The organism is Pseudomonas sp. S1_G07, assembly GCF_054668565.1.
Genome location: NZ_CP162778.1, coordinates 2,086,210 through 2,106,059, shown reverse-complemented (window position 1 = coordinate 2,106,059; position 19,850 = coordinate 2,086,210). Strand labels below are relative to the sequence as shown.

General features: G+C 61.7%; 17 protein-coding genes. 1 reads left to right on the top strand and 16 read right to left on the bottom strand.

Annotated features, from left to right (window positions below; all coding sequences use genetic code 11):
• Positions 1–127 precede the first annotated feature (127 nt).
• Entirely contained in the window at positions 128–1,621 is a 1,494-nt protein-coding gene (locus tag AB4O05_RS09650; protein WP_460131376.1) for a sensor domain-containing diguanylate cyclase, read from the top strand.
• Positions 1,622–1,707: 86 nt separating this feature from the next.
• On the opposite strand, the gene lpxC is transcribed toward AB4O05_RS09650, so the two are convergent.
• The 16 genes from lpxC to mraZ all read right to left on the bottom strand — a co-directional run bounded on the left by lpxC (position 1,708) and on the right by mraZ (position 19,617).
• Entirely contained in the window at positions 1,708–2,619 is a 912-nt protein-coding gene (gene lpxC, locus AB4O05_RS09645; RefSeq protein ID WP_003171886.1) for a UDP-3-O-acyl-N-acetylglucosamine deacetylase, read from the bottom strand.
• Positions 2,620–2,731: 112 nt separating this feature from the next.
• Positions 2,732–3,928, bottom strand: coding sequence for a cell division protein FtsZ (ftsZ, locus tag AB4O05_RS09640; RefSeq protein WP_078823296.1), 1,197 nt, complete (start codon positions 3,926–3,928; stop codon positions 2,732–2,734).
• Positions 3,929–4,090: 162 nt separating this feature from the next.
• Positions 4,091–5,353, bottom strand: a complete 1,263-nt coding sequence (gene ftsA, locus AB4O05_RS09635) for a cell division protein FtsA (protein WP_460131378.1) — start codon at positions 5,351–5,353, stop codon at positions 4,091–4,093.
• 15 nt (positions 5,354–5,368) lie between these two features.
• Positions 5,369–6,238 (bottom strand): cell division protein FtsQ/DivIB, encoded by an 870-nt coding sequence (locus tag AB4O05_RS09630; RefSeq protein WP_460131380.1) that lies wholly within the window; start codon positions 6,236–6,238, stop codon positions 5,369–5,371.
• Positions 6,239–6,241: 3 nt separating this feature from the next.
• Positions 6,242–7,210, bottom strand: coding sequence for a D-alanine--D-alanine ligase (locus AB4O05_RS09625; protein WP_460131382.1), 969 nt, complete (start codon positions 7,208–7,210; stop codon positions 6,242–6,244).
• Positions 7,207–8,652, bottom strand: coding sequence for a UDP-N-acetylmuramate--L-alanine ligase (gene murC / locus AB4O05_RS09620; RefSeq protein ID WP_460131383.1), 1,446 nt, complete (start codon positions 8,650–8,652; stop codon positions 7,207–7,209). The genes AB4O05_RS09625 and murC overlap by 4 nt, the downstream gene beginning before the upstream one ends.
• Positions 8,645–9,715, bottom strand: coding sequence for an undecaprenyldiphospho-muramoylpentapeptide beta-N-acetylglucosaminyltransferase (gene murG, locus AB4O05_RS09615; protein ID WP_460131385.1), 1,071 nt, complete (start codon positions 9,713–9,715; stop codon positions 8,645–8,647). The genes murC and murG overlap by 8 nt, the downstream gene beginning before the upstream one ends.
• Positions 9,705–10,928, bottom strand: a complete 1,224-nt coding sequence (ftsW, locus tag AB4O05_RS09610) for a putative lipid II flippase FtsW (protein WP_460131387.1) — start codon at positions 10,926–10,928, stop codon at positions 9,705–9,707. Before ftsW ends, murG begins: the two co-directional genes overlap by 11 nt.
• Positions 10,925–12,271: a UDP-N-acetylmuramoyl-L-alanine--D-glutamate ligase gene (murD, locus tag AB4O05_RS09605; RefSeq protein WP_460131388.1), complete on the bottom strand. Its 1,347-nt coding sequence runs from the start codon at positions 12,269–12,271 to the stop codon at positions 10,925–10,927. Before murD ends, ftsW begins: the two co-directional genes overlap by 4 nt.
• A gap of 6 nt (positions 12,272–12,277) precedes the next feature.
• Entirely contained in the window at positions 12,278–13,360 is a 1,083-nt protein-coding gene (mraY, locus tag AB4O05_RS09600; RefSeq protein ID WP_057724619.1) for a phospho-N-acetylmuramoyl-pentapeptide-transferase, read from the bottom strand.
• Entirely contained in the window at positions 13,360–14,730 is a 1,371-nt protein-coding gene (locus AB4O05_RS09595) for a UDP-N-acetylmuramoyl-tripeptide--D-alanyl-D-alanine ligase (protein WP_460131390.1), read from the bottom strand. The genes mraY and AB4O05_RS09595 overlap by 1 nt, the downstream gene beginning before the upstream one ends.
• Positions 14,723–16,186: a UDP-N-acetylmuramoyl-L-alanyl-D-glutamate--2,6-diaminopimelate ligase gene (locus AB4O05_RS09590; protein ID WP_460131392.1), complete on the bottom strand. Its 1,464-nt coding sequence runs from the start codon at positions 16,184–16,186 to the stop codon at positions 14,723–14,725. The genes AB4O05_RS09595 and AB4O05_RS09590 overlap by 8 nt, the downstream gene beginning before the upstream one ends.
• The gene (locus AB4O05_RS09585) at positions 16,186–17,928 is read right to left on the bottom strand and encodes a peptidoglycan D,D-transpeptidase FtsI family protein (RefSeq protein ID WP_460137628.1); all 1,743 of its coding nucleotides are present in this window, start codon (positions 17,926–17,928) and stop codon (positions 16,186–16,188) included. The genes AB4O05_RS09590 and AB4O05_RS09585 overlap by 1 nt, the downstream gene beginning before the upstream one ends.
• Positions 17,928–18,221, bottom strand: coding sequence for a cell division protein FtsL (ftsL, locus tag AB4O05_RS09580; RefSeq protein WP_460131393.1), 294 nt, complete (start codon positions 18,219–18,221; stop codon positions 17,928–17,930). Before ftsL ends, AB4O05_RS09585 begins: the two co-directional genes overlap by 1 nt.
• The gene (gene rsmH / locus AB4O05_RS09575; RefSeq protein ID WP_460131395.1) at positions 18,218–19,165 is read right to left on the bottom strand and encodes a 16S rRNA (cytosine(1402)-N(4))-methyltransferase RsmH; all 948 of its coding nucleotides are present in this window, start codon (positions 19,163–19,165) and stop codon (positions 18,218–18,220) included. The genes ftsL and rsmH overlap by 4 nt, the downstream gene beginning before the upstream one ends.
• Entirely contained in the window at positions 19,162–19,617 is a 456-nt protein-coding gene (gene mraZ / locus AB4O05_RS09570) for a division/cell wall cluster transcriptional repressor MraZ (protein ID WP_460131397.1), read from the bottom strand. Before mraZ ends, rsmH begins: the two co-directional genes overlap by 4 nt.
• Positions 19,618–19,850: the final 233 nt, after the last annotated feature.

The following is a 19,850-nucleotide window of genomic DNA, read 5'->3' as shown; positions in this document are numbered from 1 at the left end:
CAATGGCCATTAGCGACGGCGCTCCGATTGACGTATTCCAGCGCGCGTACCTTTCTTTTTAACCAGGTGTTTAATTTTTATCAGGCACCACTAAACTGCCATTATCCTCACCGCTGAAGCCTCCCCGATGAGTCAACATCGTCTTCGTGCACGCCCCGCACACCCCGAACTGCTGCTGATGCTCGGCAGTGGCCTCACCGTTGTTCTGATCGTGATCATCGTCGCTGTGCTGTTGATGCGCGAACATGCCAGCACCCTGTCGGCGGCCAAACGTTCAACCACCAACATCACCCAACTGATCAATGCCGACGTGCTGCGTAACGTCGAACTGTATGACCTGGCCCTCAAGGGGTTGATTGCCGCCAAACAACGCGAAGACCTGTCGCGGGTGGCCGAGAATATCCAGCACCTGGTGCAGTTCGACCTGTCCACGGCGGCCCCTTACAAGGGTGAAGTGCTGTTGCTGGACGCCAATGGCGCCGTGATCGCTGACTCCTCGACCCTGCGCCCCACCCCGCGCAATTTTGCCGACCGCGATTATTTCCAGGTACATATCAAGAATGCCGAGGCCGGTTTGTTTATCAGCCGCCCGTTCGAGATCCATTGCGACTGCGATCAGGTCTGGCGCATGGCATTCAGTCGACGCGTATCGGGCCCCAACGGCGAATTCGCCGGTGTGGCGGTCGCTACCATGCGCCTGGCGTATTTCGACCAACTGTTCAGCAGCCTGACCATCGGCAACAGTAGCAGCGTCAACCTGCTGAGCACCAACGGCGTGCTGTTGGCCCAGCAGCCGCTGCTTGAACGCGACATGATCAACAAGGACCTGAGCGAGCGAGCAAACTTCAAACGCATCCTGAGTGAAGGCAGTGGCAGCTTCCAGGCCGTCTCGACCATCACCGGCAAGAAACGCCTGTACACCTTCACCAATGTGGGTGAACTGCCGCTGATTGTGGTGGTGGCTCTCTCCAGTGAAGACGTATTCGCGCCATGGAAACGCGCCGCGCTGTTGACCAGCGGCGCCACGGGCATTCTGTGTATCGGCCTGTTGTGGCTCACCTGGATGCTGCGCCGGGAACTGCGCCGGCGTTATCGCGCCGAGCGGGTGCTGTCAGAACTGGCAGCCACCGACGCCCTGACCGGGCTGCCCAATCGGCGCATTCTTGACGAGCGCCTGCGCCTGGAATGGGACCGCGCCCAGCGCTCGACGGAGCCACTGACGTTGCTGATGATCGATGTAGACCACTTCAAGGCATTCAACGATCGCCATGGTCATAGCGGCGGGGATGAGGCGCTGCGCATCGTATCCCAGGTAATCGGCAGCAATATCCGTCGCCCGGCCGACCTGGCGGCGCGCTACGGCGGTGAGGAGTTTGCAGTAGTGCTGCCCGATACCGACGCCAAGGGCGCCTGGGTAATCGCCGAACATATCCGCAGCAACGTCGAGCATTTGCCACGGATGGCGGGGGATGAACAGCCGATTACCGTGAGTATCGGCATGAGCACCTGGCATAAACACCGGCGCATATCGCTGGAGGCCTTGCTGCACAGTGCGGACCTGGCACTGTATGAGGCCAAGCACTCGGGGCGTAACCGGATCGTTGATACCACCAAGCTTTGATCGGCCCGCTCACCACAAAAAATGCGATCCATAAAAAAAGGCCACCCGAAGGCAGCCTTTAAAAACTAAAGAAAGAGAGTTGTTACTTACACCGCCGCAACGGGACGCATGTAAGAGATCGGTGCGGTGCTGGCATCTTCGAAGGTCACGACTTCCCAAGCGTCTGTCTGCTCAATCAACTTGCGCAGCAGCTGGTTGTTAAGGGCGTGGCCCGACTTGAAGCCTTTGAACTCGCCTATCAGGCTATTGCCCAGCAGGTAGAGGTCACCGATTGCATCGAGGATCTTGTGCTTCACGAATTCGTCTTCGTAGCGAAGGCCGTCTTCGTTCAGTACACCATCCGCGTCGACCACAATGGCGTTTTCAACGCTGCCGCCGAGTGCGAGGTTGTGCTTGCGCAGGTACTCGATGTCACTCATGAAACCAAAGGTACGGGCGCGGCTGACTTCTTTTACGAACGAAGTGCTGGAAAAATCCACGCTTGCACTTTGGGTGCGGTCACGGAATACCGGGTGATCGAAATCGATCTCAAAGCTCACTTTAAAGCCTTCGAACGGGACGAAGGTGGCGCGCTTGTCGCCGTCTTCTACTGTCACTTCCCGCAGAATGCGAATGAACTTCTTGGCTGCGTCCTGTTCTTCCAGGCCGGCAGATTGAATCAAGAATACGAAGGGTCCAGCGCTGCCATCCATGATAGGGACTTCGGACGCGGAGAGCTCGACGTAGGCGTTATCGATGCCCAAACCGGCCATGGCCGAGAGCAAGTGCTCCACCGTGTCCACTTTGACGTCACCGTTGACCAATGTGGTCGACATGGTGGTTTCGCCAACGTTTTCCGCGCGAGCAGGAATCTGCACCACAGGGTCCAGGTCGGCACGCACAAACACGATGCCGGTGTCGACAGGTGCAGGCTTGAGGGTCAGGTAGACCTTTTCCCCGGAGTGCAGACCTACACCTGTGGCACGAATAATATTCTTCAGGGTGCGTTGTTTAATCATGGCTTGGACCGCTTCAGCGCAAATTGCGAACTGGTATCAACAAAGGCTGGCGATAATAGCAGACCAGACCTTTGCTGAACACCAATCACCTTCATAGCCCTGATACATTCCATTAATCGGCCTGGCGACGCAGGAAAGCCGGGATGTCCAGGTAGTCCAGATCATCTTGCGGATTCGGGCTGCGGGACGCCGCGGCACCGGCCTGAGCCTGATTGCGCATTACGGTCGGACGGTCCAGGTCGCGGTAGTTCACCGATGGCAGTTCCTGGCGCGCAGGCGCTGGAGCGGCAGCCGCCTGGCTGGCCTGGCTGCCGTGCAGCGTGTTGTCGATGACCTTCACAGGCTTCTCGATTTTTGCGCCCAGGCCAGTGGCCACCACGGTTACGTGCAGTTCGTCGCGCATGTCCGGATCGATAACGGTACCGACCTTGACCATGGCGTGCTCGGAAGCGAAGGCTTCGATGATGCTACCCACGTCGGAGTACTCACCCAGGGACAGGTCAGGACCGGCGGTGATATTCACCAGAATGCCGCGTGCGCCTTGCAGGTTCACGTCTTCGAGCAACGGGTTGCGGATGGCCGCTTCGGTGGCTTCGCGTGCACGGTTCGGACCGCTGGCGCAGCCAGTGCCCATCATTGCCATGCCCATTTCGCTCATCACGGTGCGCACGTCGGCAAAGTCGACGTTGATCATGCCCGGGCGCTTGATGATGTCGGAGATACCGCGAACGGCACCGGCCAGTACATCGTCAGCCTTGGCGAATGCGGACAGCAGGCTCGCGTCCTTGCCCAGGATGGTCAGCAGCTTCTCGTTGGGGATGGTGATCAACGAGTCGACGCTTTCAGACAGCAGACGGATACCTTCGTCGGCGATCTGCATGCGCTTGCGGCCTTCGAACGGGAACGGACGGGTCACGACGGCGACCGTCAGGATCCCCATTTCCTTGGCCACTTCGGCAATGATCGGTGCAGCACCGGTACCGGTACCGCCGCCCATGCCAGTGGTGATGAACACCATGTTGGTGCCTTGCAGCACTTCGGCAATACGCTCACGGTCTTCCAGGGCGGCTTGACGGCCGACTTCCGGATTGGCGCCAGCGCCGAGGCCCTTGGTCACGGCTGTGCCCAATTGCAGGATGGTCCGCGCGCCGATACTTTTCAGCGCCTGGGCATCAGTGTTGGCGCAGATGAACTCGACGCCTTCAATGTTGCTCTTGACCATATGGTTGACAGCGTTGCCGCCGCCACCGCCGACACCGATCACTTTGATGACCGGGCTGGCGGGAATGTTGTCTACGAGTTCGAACATGTTCCCTCTCCTTTCATTTTCTCTAGTTTTTTCGCCTACCACTTACAACGCATTTCATGCTGCTTTTACTGCGGTAGGAGCTCCAAGCTGCAAGCTATAAGCCGCAAGCCTGAAACGCCGTACCTCTTGAAGCTTGTAACTTGCCGCTTGAAGCTAACTTCATCAGAAGTTCCCTTTTACCCAAGCCTGCAACCGCTCGAACAACGGCGCTTTGGCTTCGTCGTCGCTGCGGTAGCCGTCACGGTTGCTCGGGCCCGACAGGGAAATGCCGTCGGTCTGCTTTTGCAGCCCGTACAACAGCAAGCCCACACCGGTGGAATAAATCGGGTTGCGCACCACGTCGCCCAGGCCTTTCACGCCATGGGGCACGCCCAGGCGCACCGGCATGTGGAAGATCTCTTCGGCCAGTTCGACCGCGCCTTCCATCTTCGAGGTGCCGCCGGTCAGCACGATGCCGGCCGGGATCAAGTCTTCGTAGCCGCTGCGGCGCAATTCGGCCTGGATCAGCGTGAACAGCTCGTCGTAGCGCGGCTCGACCACTTCGGCCAGGGCCTGGCGCGACAGTTCGCGCGGTGGGCGATCGCCTACGCTCGGCACCTTGATGGTTTCACCGGCACCGGCCAGCTTGGCCAGGGCGCAGGCGTAGCGGATCTTGATTTCTTCGGCGTACTGGGTCGGTGTACGCAACGCCATGGCGATGTCGTTGGTGACCTGGTCGCCGGCAATCGGGATCACGGCAGTGTGACGGATCGCCCCCTCGGTGAAGATCGCGATGTCGGTCGTACCGCCGCCGATGTCCACCAGGCACACGCCCAGTTCTTTTTCATCGTCGGTCAGTACCGAGTAGGCCGAAGCCAGTTGCTCGAGAATGATGTCGTCGATTTCCAGGCCACAGCGGCGCACGCACTTTTCGATGTTCTGTGCGGCGTTGACGGCGCAGGTCACCACGTGGACCTTGGCTTCCAGGCGCACGCCCGACATACCCAGCGGCTCGCGAACGCCTTCCTGGTTATCGATCACGTAATCCTGCGGCAGGGTGTGCAGCACGCGCTGGTCCGCCGGGATCGCCACGGCCTGGGCGGCGTCGAGGACGCGCTCAAGGTCGGCCGAGCTGACTTCGCGGTCGCGGATCGCCACGATGCCGTGGGAATTCAGGCTGCGGATATGGTTGCCCGCCACGCCAACGAACGCCGAGTGAATCCGGCAACCGGCCATCAGCTGCGCTTCTTCGATGGCGCGCTGGATCGATTGCACGGTGGACTCGATGTTCACCACCACGCCCTTCTTCAGGCCCCGGGACGGATGCGTGCCAATACCGACGATTTCGATCGTGCCGTCTTCCCCGACCTCGCCCACCAGCGCCACCACCTTGGAGGTGCCGATATCGAGACCGACGATCATTTTGCCGCTTTGCACGTTTGCCATGGGTCCTGCCTCTTCTTAATTCTTCGCGACAGCGGGTTGCGCTGCCGTGGGCGCAGCCGGTTCACGCCAGCCGACGGCAAGGCCGTTGGCGTAACGCAGGTCGACGCTCGCAATGTTCGTAATCTGTTCTTTCAAGGTCTTGTCATAGATGGCGATGAAGCGGCGCATCTTTTCCACCAAGCGGTCGCGTCCCAGCAACAACTGGATGCCCGGGCCGGAACTGCCTGCCCCGGTCGTCAAAAACCAGCTGCCCCGTTCACGCAATTCCAGGCGTGCAATGGAGAAGCCCAGTGGCCGCAGCATCTGGCTCAGGGCCTGGTACTGCTGCATCACTTGCTGCTGCGCCCGCTGCGGCCCGAACAGCTGCGGCAGGTGCTCATAGTTGGCCAGCTCACGCGGGGTGAACGCCTGGCCCTGGTTGTTCAACAGCGCTTCGTCACCCCAACGGGCCACGGGCAGTTGTTCTTCCAGGCGGATCGTCACCTGGTCCGGCCATACGCGTCGCACCTCGGCGTGGGCGATCCACGGCATCAGTTCCAGCTCCCGACGCATGCCCGCCAGGTCGATGGTGAAGAAACTCGCGGCCAGGAACGGGCCGATACGCTGCTGCACCGCCTGCTGGCTGATGTAGCTCAAATCGCCCTGCACGCTGATCTTGGTGATCGGCCGGTCGGCATACGGCAACAGACGCTGCGCACCTTCGTACGTGCCAAAGCCCAGTACCACCAGCAGCACCGGCCAGAACAGCGCCTTGAGGAAGGCAAAGTTGGCTTTCGGCAGGCGCGCCGACATCGGCTCTTTAGCCACCATGCGGCTGGCGCCCCGTGGCACCGGCTTGCGGCTCGGGGCTTGGGGGGGCTGATGACGAAGCGATGCGCCTTTCATGTCTTAGCCTCGCTGCCTTTCTTCATCGGCCACGCTGGCCGCCAGGATCGCCAGCACCAACTGCTGGAAATCCAGGCCGGCTGCGCGAGCGGCCATCGGGACCAGGCTGTGATCGGTCATGCCCGGTGCGGTGTTGACTTCCAGGAACCAGAAATTCCCTTGGTCATCCTGCATCACGTCTGCCCGCGCCCAGCCGGCGATACCCAGCGCCTCACAGGCTTTCGCCGTGAGGTCCATCAATTCCTGTTCTTTGGTTGCGTCCAGGCCGCATGGGATCCGGTACTGGGTATCGGAAGCCAGGTACTTGGCGTCGTAGTCGTAAAAAGTGTGGGGTGTGCCCAATGCGATGGGCGGCAATACCTGGCCACGCAGGGTGGCGATGGTGTACTCGGGACCCTGGATCCACTGTTCCACCAACACTTGCGAATCGTAGGTACTTGCCGCTTTCCATGCGTCGATCAATTCGGCGGCCGAGTTCACTTTGGCCATGCCGATACTGGAGCCTTCATGGGCAGGTTTGACGATCAAAGGCAGGCCCAGTTCCTTGGCCGCAGAAATACAATCGTCTTCACTGCACAGCACGCTGTGACGCGGGGTTGGAATCCCCAGGCTGTGCCACACCTGCTTGGTGCGCAACTTGTCCATCGCCAACGCCGAGGCCAGGATGCCGCTGCCGGTGTAAGGGATGCCGGCGCACTCAAGCAAGCCTTGCATGCTGCCGTCTTCACCGCCACGGCCGTGAAGAATGATGAAGGCGCGGTCGATTTTCTCGGCCTGCAGGCGGGCGAGGAAGTCATCGCCCACATCGATACCGAACGCGTTCACGCCAGCGCTTTGCAGGGCTTCGAGCACCGCGTTGCCGGACTTGAGCGACACTTCGCGCTCGGCGCTCTTGCCGCCGAACAGCACGGCCACGCGGCCGAAGTCGGCAGGCGCAATAGTGGAGAACAGAGAGGCGTAGTCAGTGGTCATTTCGACGCCCCTTTCTTGGCCGCAAACAGCGGGCTCGCCAGCAATTTAGGGGCAAGGCCGCCGATATCACCGGCGCCTTGGCACAGCAGAATGTCACCGGCACGCAGCAGTGGCTTGACGATCGGCGCCAGGTCCACACCGCGTTCGATGTAGATCGGGTCCAACTGGCCACGCTGACGGATGCTGTTGCACAGCTTGCGGCTGTCGGCGCCCGGGATCGGTTCTTCACCGGCCGGGTAGACCTCCATCAGCAGCAACACGTTGGCATCGGCCAATACATTGACGAAATCGTCATACAGATCGCGAGTGCGGCTGTAGCGGTGCGGCTGGTACACCATCACCAGGCGACGCTCCGGCCACCCACCACGCACGGCCTTGATCACCGCGGCGACTTCGGTGGGGTGGTGCCCGTAGTCATCCACCAGCATCACGTCGCCACCGTCTACCGGCAACTGGCCGTAGACCTGGAAGCGACGGCCCACGCCGGCAAAGCGCGACAGGCCTTCGACGATGGCTTCATCGCTGACGCCTTCATCGGAGGCGATGCAGATGGTCGCCAGGGAGTTCAACACGTTGTGGTTACCCGGCATGTTCACCGACACATCCAGCGGCTCGCGATCAGGGCGCAGTACGGTGAAGAAGGTTTGCATGCCTTCCTGGCGCACATTGATCGCGCGCACGTCGGCGTCTTCACTGAAGCCGTAGGTCACGGTCGGGCGTTTGACCTGTGGCAGGATCTCGCGCACCACCGGATCGTCCAGGCACACCACGGCCAAACCGTAAAACGGCAGGTTGTGCAGAAACTCGACGAAGGTCTTCTTCAACTTGTTGAAGTCACCGTCGTAGGTGGCCATATGGTCTTCGTCGATGTTGGTCACGACGGCCACCAGCGGTTGCAGGTGCAGGAAACTGGCGTCACTTTCATCGGCTTCGGCGATCAGGTAACGACTGGTGCCGAGCTGGGCATTGGTGCCGGCTGCATTCAGGCGACCACCGATCACGAAGGTCGGGTCCAGGCCACCGGCAGCGAACACCGAAGCGATCAGGCTGGTGGTGGTGGTCTTGCCGTGGGTACCGGCGACGGCGATGCCGTGGCGATAGCGCATCAGCTCGGCCAGCATCTCGGCACGTGGTACCACGGGTATGCGACGTTCGAGGGCGGTGGCCACTTCCGGGTTGGAGGTGTTCACGGCGCTGGAGACCACCAGCACATCAGCCTCGGCGGCGTTCTCGGCGCGGTGACCGATAAATATCTGTGCACCAAAGGACTTCAGACGCTCGGTGACCGGCGACTCCTTCAAGTCCGAGCCGGACACCTGGTAGCCCAGGTTCAGCAAGACTTCGGCAATGCCACACATGCCCACGCCGCCGATACCGACGAAGTGGATGCGACGGATGCGGCGCATCTCGGGTTGCGGCATGGCTTTTTGATTCTCAACCATGGGCCACCTCCAGGCAGATATCGACCACGGTGCGGGTTGCGTCAGGTTTGGCCAGGCGGCTTGCGGTGCTCGCCATGCTGTTGAGTCGTTCCGGTTGCATCAAAACCTCGGTCAGGCGTGCGGCCAAATCGGCGGCGCCAGTCGTTCTTTGCGGCAGCAGGAAGGCAGCGCCCTCCCCGGCCAAATATTCGGCGTTGCGGGTCTGGTGATCGTCGATCGCGTGGGGCAAAGGCACCAGCAAGGACGGCAGACCGGCGGCGGCCAGTTCACTGACGGTCAGCGCACCAGCGCGACAGACCACCAGGTCGGCCCAGCCATAGGCATGGGCCATGTCTTTGATGAAGGGCTGTACGTTCGCCTCGACACCGGCTTCGCGGTAGCGCGTGGCAGTCACTTCATCGTGGTGCTTGCCAGCCTGGTGGAAGATCTCGGGACGCAATTCTTCAGGGAGTTGCGCCACCGCTTCCGGCAGCAACTTGTTCAATGGCTCCGCGCCCAGGCTTCCGCCGAGGATCAGCAGGTGCGCCTTGCGCCCGGCCAGGGCCTGCCGCGCGATCCCCATAAACAGTTCGGTGCGCACCGGGTTGCCGGTGGTACGGCGTTTGTCCGAAGCGTCGAAGGTATTCGGGAACGCTTCACAGACTCGCGCGGCCAGGGGCACCAGCAGGCGGTTGGCGGTACCGGCGACGGCGTTCTGTTCGTGCACGATCACCGGCACGCCGGCGAGCCTGGCGGCCACGCCACCAGGACCGGTCACGTAACCGCCAAAGCCGAGCACGCATACCGGCTGCAATTCACGGATAACCTTGCGTGCCTGCCACACCGCCTTGAGCAACACGAACGGCGCCTTGAGCAGGGACAACTTGCCCTTGCCGCGCAGGCCGGTGACGTTGATCAGGTGCAACGGCAAGCCGGCGCTCGGCACCAGTTCGTTTTCGATGCCGCGCGGCGTCCCCAGCCAATGCACGCTGTAGCCACGGCTCTGGAACTCCCGCGCACACGCCAGGGCCGGGAACACGTGGCCCCCGGTGCCGCCCGCCATGATCAGCACATTAGCGCCCATGGGTCGGCTCCTCGGCGAAGTCGCTTTCGCTGAACTCCATCTCTTCGCTGCCCAGGTGGGTTCGGCTCTCCCACTCGATACGCAGCAACAAGCCAAGACAGGCGCAGCAAATCACCAACGAACTGCCACCGTAACTGAGGAATGGCAAGGTCAGGCCCTTGGTCGGCAGCAGGCCGACGTTCACCCCGATGTTGATCAGGAACTGGCCGATCCACAGGAACGACAAGCCGTACGCCACATAGGCGGCGAAATATTGTTTGGCCTTCTCGGCCCACAAACCGATGTACATGCCGCGCACGCAGACGAACACGAACAGCGCGACGGTGCACAGCGAACCGACCACGCCCAGTTCTTCGGCCAGTACCGAGAACACGAAGTCGGTGTGCGCTTCCGGCAGATAGAACTGCTTCTGCACGCTGTTGCCCAGGCCCACGCCCAACCACTCGCCGCGACCGAAGGCGATCAGTGCCTGGGTCAACTGGTAGCCGGAGCCGAACTGGTCGGCCCACGGGTCGGTAAAGGTGATCAGACGGGCCATCCGGTAGGGTTGCGCCTGCACCAGCACGGTGACCGCTGCCACTGCCAGCACCACCATCAGGGTGAAGCGGAACAGCCCCACGCCACCGAGGAACAGCATCGCCGCCGCCGCGCCCATCATGACCACCGTGGCACCGAAATCGGGCTCCATCAGCAACAGGCCGGCCATGGGCAGCAGCACAATGAACGGCTTGAAAAAGCCCATCCAGCTTTCGCGCACTTCTTTCTGGCGACGCACCAGGTAGCCGGCAAGGTAGATCACCACGAACACCTTGGCGATTTCCGACGGCTGCACGTTGAACGCACCGAAGCCGATCCAGCGCATCGAACCGTTCACTTCGCGGCCGATGCCGGGCAGGATCACCATGATCAGCAGGCCAAACGCACCGAGCAGCATCATCCAGCCCAGGCGCTGCCAGGTAGCGATGGGAATCATCATGGTGACGATGCACGTGCCCAGGCCGATCACCAGGTAAACCAGGTGACGGATCATCATGTACAGCGTGTTGCCCGACTGCACGGCGGCCACTTCGGAGGATGCCGAGGTGATCATCACCAGGCCCAGGCCCAGCAGCGCGAGGCAACCGGCGAGCATCGGGAAATCGAGGTCGATGCCGCGCCCGGTGATGATCGGCGACGGGTACGGCTTGATGATGTTTCTTAAATCGAGGCTCATGCCAAAGCCTCCACGGCGCGGACGAACAGCTGGCCGCGCTCTTCGTAGTTCTTGAACATGTCGAGGCTGGCGCAGGCCGGCGACAGCAATACGGCATCGCCGGGCCGGGCCAGGGCTTGGCACCGGGCAATAGCATCGTCCAGGGACGTGGCGCGGACCTGCGGCACGGCGTCGCCCAGGGCGGCGGCGATCAAGTCGGCGTCGCGGCCCATCAGCACCACGGCGCGGCAATGCTCGGCCACCGGGCCTTTAAGGTCCTTGAAGTCGGCACCCTTGCCGTCGCCACCGGCGATCAGCACCAGCTTGCCGTCGATATCGGCCCCCAGGCCCTCGATGGCAGCCAATGCGGCACCGACGTTGGTGGCCTTGGAATCGTTGTAATAGCTGACGCCATTGAGGTCGCGCACCCACTGGCAGCGATGCTCGAGGCCGGCGAAGGTACGCAGGCTCGACAGCATGGCGTCGAAGGGCAAGCCCACTGCGTGCCCGAGCGCCAGCGCCGCCAAGGCATTGGCCTGGTTATGGGCACCACGGATTTTCAGCTCACGTACCGGCATCAGGTTCTGGAATTCGAAGGCCAGGTATTTCTCGCCGTTCTCTTCACGAATGCCGAAGGCCTTGAAGTCGGGCTTGCTCAGGCCGAAGGTCCAGCAAGGCATGCCCTCGCCCATCAGCGGACGGCTCAGGGCATCCTGGCGGTTGACCACAAACTGCTTGGCGCCGCGGAAGATCCGGTGCTTGGCCAGGTGGTACGCCGGCAGGCCGCTGTAGCGGTCCATGTGGTCTTCACTGACGTTCAACACGGTCGCCACTTCGGCACCGAGGTCGTGAGTGGTTTCCAGCTGGAAGCTCGACAGCTCCATCACGTACAGCTCGATGTCGTCGCTGAGCAGGTCCAGCGCCGGCGTGCCGAGGTTGCCGCCCACGGCCACGCGCTTGCCGGCCGCAACCGCCATCTCGCCGACCAGCGTGGTCACGGTGCTTTTCGCGTTGGAGCCGCTGATGGCTACGATCGGCGCCTTCGCATTGCGCGCAAACAGGTCGATATCACCGGACAGCTTCACGCCACGCGCCGCCGCCGCTTGCAGGGCCGGGGTCGCCAGGGCCAGGCCGGGGCTCACGTAGAGCTCATCGGCGCGGCACAGAAACTCGACATCCAGCTCGCCACAACGCACTTCCACGTGCGGGTAGTCACGGCGCAGCGTGACCAGCTCCGGTGGATTTTCCCGCGTATCGGCCACGGCAAACGACGTGCCCTGGTTCGCCAGGAAGCGAACCAGGGACATGCCGCTCTTGCCGAGGCCGACAATGATGCGGAAGTGGTCTGAAGCGATCAGAGACACTCGTTTCTACCTCAGTTTCAGGGTGGCAAGGCCGACCAGTACCAGAATCACGGTGATGATCCAGAAACGGACAATCACGCGCGGCTCGGGCCAGCCCTTGAGTTCAAAGTGGTGGTGAATCGGCGCCATGCGAAACACGCGGCGCCCGGTCAACTTGAAGGAGGCCACCTGGATGACCACCGACAGGGTCTCCATCACGAACACACCGCCCATGATGAACAGTACGATTTCCTGGCGGACGATCACCGCGATGGTGCCCAGGGCCGCGCCCAGCGCCAGTGCGCCGACGTCGCCCATGAACACTTGTGCCGGATAAGTGTTGAACCACAGGAAGCCCAGGCCGGCACCGATCAGCGCGCCGCAGAACACAATCAGCTCACCCGCGCCCGGTACGTACGGAATCAGCAGGTATTCAGCGAACTTCACGTTACCCGACAGGTAGCAGAAGATGCCGAGCGCGCCGCCCACCATCACCGTCGGCATGATCGCCAGGCCGTCGAGACCATCAGTCAGGTTGACCGCGTTGCTGGAGCCGACGATCACGAAATAGGTCAGCACCACGAAACCGATACCCAGCGGGATGCTGGCGTCCTTGAGCATCGGGATGATCAAGGTGGTTTCCACCGCACTCGGCGCGGTGGTGTACAGGAAGATCGCGGCGGCCAGACCGAATACCGACTGCCAGAAGTACTTCCAGCGGCTTGGCAGCCCCTTGGAATTTTTCTCGATGACCTTGCGGTAGTCATCGACCCAGCCAATGGCGCCGAACAACAGGGTCACCAGCAGCACTACCCACACATAGCGGTTGTGCAAATCGGCCCAGAGCAAGGTGCTGACGCCGATGGACGACAGGATCAGCGCGCCGCCCATGGTCGGGGTGCCGGACTTGGACAGGTGCGACTGCGGGCCGTCATTACGAACCGATTGACCAATTTGCAGGTTCTGCAGGGTGCGGATCATCCACGGCCCCAGGAACAGCGACAAACACAACGCGGTCAGCACACCCAGGATCCCGCGCAGGGTCAGGTACTGAAAGACCGCGAAGCCTTTGTGGAACTGTTGCAGATACTCAGCCAGCAGCAGCAGCATTAATGTTTCTCCGTACTTGAGCCACACAAGGCCGCGACGACGTTTTCCATCACCGCGCTGCGCGATCCCTTGATCAAAATGGTTGTGTGTTTATCTTGTTCCGCCACGCCCAGCGCCTGGATCAGCTCGGCCTGGGTTGCGAAATGCCGCGCACCGGGGCCGAAGGCGGTGACGGCATGCGCCATGTTCGGGCCGACGGCGTAGAGGGCATCGACTTTCCCGGCGGCATACGCGCCGACTTCGCGGTGGCCTTGTTCAGCCCAGTCGCCCAGCTCACCGATATCGCCCAGTACCAGCACTTTGCGCCCGTCAAAACCCTTGAGCAGGTCGACAGCCGCATTAATGGAGGACGGGTTGGCGTTGTAGGTGTCGTCAATCACGCGCATGCCGTTGGTGGCCAACTGCGCCACGGTGCGACCTTTGACCGGCTGCACCGCACCCAGCCCGGTAGCGATGCCGAACAGCGACACGCCCAGGGCGTATGCGGCAGCGGCAGCAGCCAGGGCGTTTGCGACGTTATGGTTACCCAGCAGGTTCAGTTGCACATGCTCACGACCTTGCGGAGTGTGCAAGGTGAAGGACGGGCAACCACGGGCATCGACGGTGATGTCGGATGCATGGAAATCGGCTGCGGCGTTCAGCACGGAAAACGTCAGGACCTTGCGCCCGGCGGCGCGTACACGCCAGGTCTCGAACGCCTTGTCGTCGAGATTCAATACCGCGGTACCCGAGGCATCGAGGCCTTCGAGGATCTCGCCCTTGGCTTCGACGATTTTTTCCGGGCCGCCGAACTCGCCGACATGGGCGGTACCGGCATTGTTGATAATTGCCACGTGAGGCTTGGTCAGCGCCACGGTGTAGGCGATTTCACCGATGCGCGAGGCACCCAGCTCGATCACCGCCGCCGTATGTTCCGGGGCCAGTTCGAGCAGGGTCAACGGAGCGCCGAAATCGTTGTTCAGGTTGCCACGGGTTGCGAGTACCGGGCCGCGCGTACGCAGCACGCCGGCGAGCAGCTCCTTGACCGTGGTCTTGCCACTGGAGCCGGTGACGGCGGCAACGGGCTTATCGAAAGCTGCGCGGTTCAGCGCGCCCAATTGGCCCAGGGCCAGGCGAGTGTCGGTCACCAGCAGTTGCGGCAAGGTGGCGTGCGCCACTTCGCGCTGCACCAGAGCCCCCACGGCCCCTTTGGCGGCGACGTCATTGAGGTAGTCGTGGCCGTCGAAACGCGGGCCGGTCAAGGCAACAAACAGTTGCCCCGGCTTGATGTTGCGACTGTCGATACTGACACCGTCGAAGCTGCAATCGCTCGACAGCACACGGGCCGACAGGGCCTGGGCCAGTTCGCTGAAGGTCATCGCTTTAAGCATGGGCGACCTCCCAGGCGGTCAAGGCGTGATCGGCCTCGACCAGGTCTGAGAAGGCGTGGCGTTCGCCATTGATTTCCTGATAGTCCTCGTGACCTTTGCCGGCCAGCACCACCACATCGTCAGCACTGGCGCTGGCGATCAATTGGACGATGGCGGTACCGCGACCGGCGACAAAGCGGGCCTTGGACACGTCTTTGAAGCCTGCGCGAATGTCGTCGAAAATCTGGTTCGGGTCTTCGCTGCGCGGGTTGTCATCGGTGACCAGCACGCCGTCAGCCAGGCGCTCGACGATCTCGGCCATCAGCGGGCGCTTGCCGCGATCGCGATCACCGCCGCAACCGAACAGGCACAGCAACTTGCCCTTGGCATGAGGGCGCAAGGCTTCGAGGACTTTTTCCAGCGCATCCGGGGTGTGGGCGTAATCGACCACCACCAACGGCTGAGTACCGCCACCGAGGCGCTGCATGCGACCGGCCGGACCTTCCAGCTTCGGCAGCACCTTGAGGATTTCGTCGAGGGCGTAATCCAGGCCGAGCAACGCGCCGATGGCGGCGAGCACGTTGCTCAGGTTGAACCGCCCGAGCAAGGTGCTGCGCAGGTGGTGCTCGCCCTGAGGCGTCACCAACGTGGCGCGCACGCCTTCGTCGCTGAAGTGGGCGTCGCGGCAATACAGGTAAGCGCTGGAATCTTCCAGGCTGTAGCTGATCAGGCGCGCTTCGCTGTCTTTGGCAGCCAGTTGGCGGCCAAAGGCATCATCCAGATTGACCACCCGGCACTTGAGGTCATTCCAGGCAAACAGCTTGGCCTTGGCGGCGGCGTACGCCTCCATGGTGCCGTGGTAATCCAGGTGATCGCGGGACAGGTTGGTCATCACCGCCACATCAAAGGCCAGGGCGGTGACGCGGCCCTGGTCGAGACCGTGGGACGACACTTCCATGGCAACCGCCTTGGCTCCGGCCTTTTTCAGGTCGGCCAGGGTCGCTTGCACGGCGATGGGGTTCGGCGTGGTGTGCAGGCCGCTTTGCAGCGCGCCATGGAAACCGCTGCCCAGGGTGCCGACAATGCCGCAGTGCTGGCCCAGCAGGTCAAGCGCCTGCGCAACCAGTTGGGTCACGCTGGTCTTGCCGTTGGTGCCGGTCACGCCCACCAGGTTGAGATGGCGGCTTGGCTCGCCATAGAAGCGCCCGGCAATATCGGACAACTGCTTGGCCAGGCCCTTGACCGGAATCAGTGGCACATCCGTGATCGGCAGCACGGTGGCGCCTTCGACTTCATAGGCCACGGCTGCAGCGCCGCGCTGCAAGGCGTCGGCGATGTGCGCGCGACCATCGTATTTGCCGCCGGGCACGGCCAGGAACAGGTCACCGGCGCGCACATTGCGGCTGTCCAGGGCCAACTCGCGGATCAACAGATCGCGGCCAGCATGGGCAAAAATCTTGTTCAGGCTAAGAGACATCAGCCGCGCCCTCCATTGGCTTTTGCTGCAGCGGCCGGCGGTCCGGCGTTCGCTTGTTGGGTCGGCGGCAGGTTGTCCGGTGTGACGTTCATCAGGCGCAGGGTCCCGGACATCACTTTGCTGAACACCGGCGCCGAAACCAGGCCACCGAAGTAACCGGCTTTGCTCGGCTCATCGATCACCACGACAATGGCGTAGCGTGGGTCGCTCATCGGGCCGAAGCCGGCGAACAACGAACGGTACGAGTTTTCGGCATAACCCTTGGTACCCACCGAGGTCTTGCGCGCGGTACCGGACTTGCCCGCCACGTGATACGCCGGCACCTGGGCACGGAATACGCCACGCGGAGCTTCGATCACTTGTTGCAGCATGCCTTGCATGGTCTTGGCGACGTTTTCCGGAATCACCTGGGTCGATTTCGGCGCTTCGTCGATATGGATCAAGCTCAGTGGCACCATGCGACCATTGTTGGCCAGCACCGAGAAGGCGTGAGCCAGCTGGATCGCGGTCACCGACAGGCCGTAGCCGTAGGACAGCGTGGCGGTCTCGGCTTTTTTCCATTCACGGTAGTTCGGCAGGTTGCCCACGCGCTCGCCCGGGAAATCCAGGCCGGTGGGTTGGCCCAAACCGATCTTTTGGGCCAGGTGGTAGATGGTTTCGCCGCCGATATCGAAGGCAACCTTACTCATGCCCACGTTACTGGAGTTGATCAGGATACCTGTCAGATCCAGCACCGGGCCTTCGGTACGCGACACGTCACGAATGGTGTATTTGCCCAACTGCAGGGTGCCTGGGTACACCTCGACCTTGTCGCTGGGTTTCCAGCGTCCGGTTTCCAGGGCGGCGCTCATGGAGATGGCTTTCATGGTCGAACCTGGTTCGAACACGTCGATCATGGCGCGGTTGCGCATCATCGCCGGTTGCAGGTTGCGACGGTTGTTCGGGTTGTAGGTCGGCTGGTTGACCATGGCGAGGATCTCGCCGGTCTTCACGTCCATGATCACCAGGCTGCCGGCCTTGGCGCCGTTCTCGATGATCGCGTTACGCAGCTCGCGGTTGGCCAGGTATTGCAGGCGCAGGTCAATCGACAACGCCAAGGGCTTACCGGCCTTGGCGTTTTTGGTGACCTGGACATCCTTGATCAGTCTGCCGCGCCGATCCTTGATGACCTGTCGTTTGCCGGGAACCCCGGCCAGCCATTCATCGTAGGCCAGCTCCACACCTTCACGGCCGTGGTCATCGATGTCGGTAAAGCCAACCATATGCGCGGTGGTTTCACCGGCCGGGTAGAAACGACGGAATTCCTCGATGCCGTAGACACCGGGGATTTTAAGGTCGAGCACCTGCTGCCCCTGCTCGGGAGTCAGGCCACGAACCAGGTAGATGAACTCTTTACTGGCCTGGGCGTCCAGGCGTTCGGCCAAGGCTTTCGGATCCTGGCCCAGGGCTGTGGCCAACTGCGGCCACCTGTTTTTGACGGCCTGCAGTTCCTTGGCGTTGGCCCACAGGGTCGTCACCGGCGTACTCACGGCCAGGGGCTCGCCATTGCGGTCGGTGATCAGGCCGCGGTGCGCGGGAATCGGGATATGCCGCAGGCTGCGGGCATCGCCCTGGCCGATCAGAAAGTCGCGGTCGACCACCTGCAGGTCGATGATCCGCCAGGCGATCGCCCCCACCATCAATGCCAGCAAGCCGAGCATCAGGCGGAAGCGCCATGGGTAGAGTGCGCCCTCGAGCTTCATCATGGCGCCACCATGCGAACGTCGGCAGCGTCAGGGATGTGCATTTTCAGCTGTTCGGTGGCCAGCGTTTCGATACGGCTATGGGCCGTCCAGGTGCTTTGCTCGAGGATCAACCGACCCCACTCCGCCTGTGCTTTGTCGCGCACGCTCAACTCCCCGTACAGGGTGTTGAGCAGTTGACGGTTGTAGTGGGCGCTGTAGGACACCGCAATCGCGGATACCAGTACACCGATAAACAACAGCAACATAAAGAAGCTGCCGCCCGGGAGGGGCTTGGCGAAAAGCTTGCTCACCGCAACTTCTCCGCGACACGCATGACGGCGCTGCGCGAACGTGGGTTGGCCTTGAGTTCTGCTTCGGAAGCGAACTGTGCCTTGCCAAGGATCTTGATTTTCGGCACGAAGGCTTCGAAACGCACCGGCAGGTTGCGTGGCAGGTTGTCGGACTCGCCCTTGACCAGACGGCGCATGAACAGTTTGACGATACGGTCTTCAAGGGAATGGAAACTGATCACCACCAGGCGGCCGCCCACTTCCAGGGCTTCCAGGGCGGCTTCGAGGCCGGCTTCCAGGTCGCCCAATTCGTTGTTGACGTGAATACGCAGGCCCTGGAATGCGCGAGTCGCCGGGTTCTTGCCCTTTTCCCAGGCGGGGTTGGCGACTTTCAGTACTTCGGCCAGGTCGGCGGTACGTTCGAAAGGCTGGACCTCACGGCGCTCGACCACGGCACGGGCCATGCGGCCGGCAAAGCGTTCCTCACCGTACTCCTTGAAGACACGGGCGATTTCTTCCACCGGCGCGGTGGCGATGAACTGCGCGGCACTGACGCCACGGGTAGGGTCCATGCGCATGTCGAGCGGGCCGTCATTCATGAAACTGAAGCCGCGCTCGGGGTCATCAAGCTGTGGCGAAGACACGCCGAGATCGAGCAAAACCCCGGCCACCTTACCGGCCATGCCGCGCTCGGCCACTTCGGCACCCAGCTCGGCAAAGCTGCGCTGCACAACGACAAAGCGGCCGTCTTCGGCCGCTAGCGCTTGCCCGCTGGCAATCGCTTGGGGATCTTTGTCGAACCCGAGGAGTTTACCGTCGGGCCCGAGCTGGCTAAGTATCAACCGGCTGTGCCCGCCCCTGCCGAAGGTGCCATCCAGATAGCAGCCATCCGCGCGTACGGCGAGAGCCTCAACGGCTTCGTCAAGCAGTACGGTGATGTGGTTAAAGCCGCTATCAATAGTCACAGGATCAAATCACGCAGTTCATCAGGCATGGCGCCCGGTTGTTGAATAGCAGCCAGGTCTGCTGCGGAAACAGCATCCCAGGCATCTTCGTCCCACAATTGGAACTTGTTCAGCTGGCCGACCAGCATTGCGCGCTTGTCCAGCTTGGCGTACTCGCGCAAACGCGGAGGCACCAGGAAACGACCACTGCCATCGAGTTCGAGGTCGACGGCATTACCAATCAGCAAACGCTGCAGGCGGCGGTTTTCTTCGCGCAATGAAGGCAGGGCACGCAACTTGGTTTCAATCACTTCCCACTCATCGAGGGGGTAAACACATAAACAAGGGTCAACGGCATCGATGGTGATGATTAACTGCCCGGAACTTCGCGAAATCAGCTCGTCACGATACCGGCTCGGCATAGCGAGACGGCCTTTTGCATCGAGACTGATAGCGTTAGCTCCGCGAAACACAGATGCGTTTCTCCAAATTTTAGCGTTTTACGTTCAAAAAACCCACTTTGTGCCACTTTTCGCCACTTGCGCACACTATAGGAATGCGCCCACCACACCGTCAAGGCGCGGATTCAAGGAAAAGCCTTACAGAACGGAGATTTAGGAGCGTAAAGGGAGGAGAAACCAGAGTTCGACGATGTTTTTAGCCCAATAAGCGCAAACAGCTCATAGAGCTACGCCTTAAAGTTAAA